This window comes from Acinetobacter entericus, from assembly GCF_026168575.1.
GTDB lineage: Bacteria > Pseudomonadota > Gammaproteobacteria > Pseudomonadales > Moraxellaceae > Acinetobacter > Acinetobacter bouvetii.
In genome coordinates this window covers 1-2,505 of sequence record NZ_JAPEQW010000081.1, presented here as the reverse complement: position 1 = coordinate 2,505, position 2,505 = coordinate 1, and the positions used below count along the sequence as shown (strand labels likewise).

Sequence of the window (2,505 nt, the reverse complement as noted above, 5' to 3'; positions counted from 1 at the left end):
GACTTGAGTAAGATTTGAGGGACTGGGTATGAATGCAGCGGCAGAGAAATTTGAACACTTTGAATGGTTGACTAAGGGGATTACTGCCAAGTCGCCGCAATTCGGTGATGAGGGCCATAGCACTGGGGAAAAGCCGATTGATTATCAAGATCGGCTGGGGGCGATTGCTGCCATGAATAGCCAGCTGGCGAAGTCAATTACATCTGTGATCATTTACGGTGAGTCGTCAAAAGGGGATTATGAATTTGTGCGCAATCATTTAGCTAAAATCATGATGAATTCAGCACATCAAGACAAGAAGCGCGAACCTGAGCAAATTGCGATTTACCACTTGTCATGGCTGGTGGCACGCATGGTTATGGATTTTGCGGTAAATCCTGAGCTTGAAGGCTTCTATACTGCAGCGGGCCGGCTGCATTATGCGGGAATTAAATCGCACCAAATGACATTGAATGCGTACCGTTTTACATGGAAGCCTTATGAAAACCTAATGGTGATTGCTTTGGAGATGGCAATTAAAGAGGCATCAGAGGCTATTGAAAAATATCGGAAAAATACTTTCAAGGAATTAATGGCTTAGGGGCTATCATTATTCTGATAACTAAGATATAGTTTCACTATACTGGTCGTATTACGGTTTATCCGAGACCAAGACTTAAAAAGCTCGCCAAACGGTGGGCTTTATTATTAGTGGCTTATTGAGCAAATGGGTGACATACTAAGCCTATGTTTAAATCAAGATGAATTCTCGTGAGAATGAAAAGGGTTGTGATTTTAGGTGGAGTGTTATTAGCACTTATATTCTTTTTATGTTTTCACGTGCATAACCTTTCTGAAAAAGACAGGTTGGAAGGTTTAGAAAAACTATCTGATGAGGTTAAATCCTCCAAGTAAGTTTTTAGAAAAGATTGAATGTAAGCTCATCTAAAGGTGGGCTTTTTTTATTCCTAAATAATTTGGAATAAAATGTGAATGAGATCTCAATATAAACAAAGTATATTAGTTGGTATTAAGTTCTCCATGATAGTTAATATCAGTTTATACCTGCACCTTCCCCAAGTTGCAGGTTTTTTTGCTTCATTTTTTGTGAGATTAATGATTTAATTATTTTGTTGTGAATAAAAACAACGACTCCTTGAATCAGCGCACATGACCAAGGGGAAAAGCCTTACAGTGATGTAGGGCTTTTTTTATGGCGGCTTAACTTTAATCGTAGTGGTTTAAATTTTAATGCCGCCACCTAGATTCTAAAGAGGGGTGAGTAGCGTAGCTCAGTTGGTTAGAGCGGCTTTCTAATACGAGATAGCAGTCGTATGTATGAGATCACGGTTAAGACACTCTTCGCGCGGGTTCAACTCCTGCCGTATTCACCCCATCTTTAAAATCAAAGGAGAATCAAATGCTCCAATTCTTAAAATGCTTATTTGGACTTCATGGCGCAATAGAAATCGATTACACGATTGATGATGAAGAAATCAAGGTGTATCGGGATTGTATGAAAGAAGTTAAGTAAATTAGATTCAAAAACATAAGCCTGATCATTAATTTGATCGGGCTTTTTTATTACCAAAATAAAGCAGGTGTGGAAAATGAATAAGTTTCAGAAAGGTAGTGCAGACAATATCTTGATTGGATTGATTGCAGTCTTCGTTATAGCAATCATACTGATCTTCTTATTTGCGTGGCCACAATACAAAGTTTGGCAGCAAGGTATGGCAGGACAGGCTCAATTATCAAAAGCACAGCAATCCAAACAAATTGCAATTGAGACAGCCAAGGCTGAGCTTGAGAGTGCGAAATTGCGTGCAGAAGCAATCAAGGTAATGGGTAAAGCAGCACAGGAGTTCCCTGAGTACAGGCAGCAAGAGTTTATTGGTGCATTTGGTGAAGCTTTACGCGAGGGCAATATTAGTCAAATTGTATATGTGCCAACTGAAGCCAATATTCCTGTCTTGGAAGCAGGCAAGCGACCATCTTCTAATTAATCTTTTCCACTTAGCCGAACGTATTACGGCACATAAGACCCCGCTGAGATAACAAACTTGGCGGGGTTTTTTTTCTTATTTGAACTATCCGGAAATACCGGAGGGTTGGGATTTATGGCAGACAAAGTACAAGCTAAAAAGGACTTAGAGTTTTGCAGTACTGAGCTGTCTAAGTATCAGAATCTTAGTCGGGCTNTTGAACTATCCGGAAATACCGGAGGGTTGGGATTTATGGCAGACAAAGTACAAGCTAAAAAGGACTTAGAGTTTTGCAGTACTGAGCTGTCTAAGTATCAGAATCTTAGTCGGGCTGGGTTGACTCGGGGTGAGATGCTGGCGATTGATGGCATCATGATTAAGTTGAAAGAGCGAATTAAGAATTTGCGTGAAGCTTTGTATGCGTAACCCAAAGCGATTAGCTGATATCAGAAAGTTGCCGTGTGTTCGTTGCGGTAATCCAGATTCACAGGCAGCTCATTCAAATAGCGCAAAGCACGGCAAGGGCCGAGGCATTAAAGCA

Annotated in this window: 3 protein-coding genes and 1 pseudogene; all 4 read left to right on the top strand. The window is 40.5% G+C overall.

Features of this window, described 5'->3' with window-relative positions; all coding sequences use genetic code 11:
• The first annotated feature begins 28 nt into the window (after window positions 1-28).
• The 4 genes and pseudogenes from OKC24_RS19470 to OKC24_RS19455 all read left to right on the top strand — a co-directional run bounded on the left by OKC24_RS19470 (window position 29) and on the right by OKC24_RS19455 (window position 2,390).
• Window positions 29-580, top strand: coding sequence for a hypothetical protein (locus OKC24_RS19470; protein WP_265466266.1), 552 nt, complete (start codon window positions 29-31; stop codon window positions 578-580).
• 679 nt (window positions 581-1,259) lie between these two features.
• Window positions 1,260-1,370: pseudogene (locus OKC24_RS19465) on the top strand.
• A gap of 219 nt (window positions 1,371-1,589) precedes the next feature.
• On the top strand, window positions 1,590-1,985 hold the full coding sequence (locus OKC24_RS19460; protein ID WP_004694142.1) for an SPFH domain-containing protein: 396 nt from the start codon (window positions 1,590-1,592) through the stop codon (window positions 1,983-1,985).
• A gap of 231 nt (window positions 1,986-2,216) precedes the next feature.
• Window positions 2,217-2,390, top strand: coding sequence for a hypothetical protein (locus OKC24_RS19455; RefSeq protein WP_265466265.1), 174 nt, complete (start codon window positions 2,217-2,219; stop codon window positions 2,388-2,390).
• The last annotated feature ends 115 nt before the right edge of the window (window positions 2,391-2,505 follow it).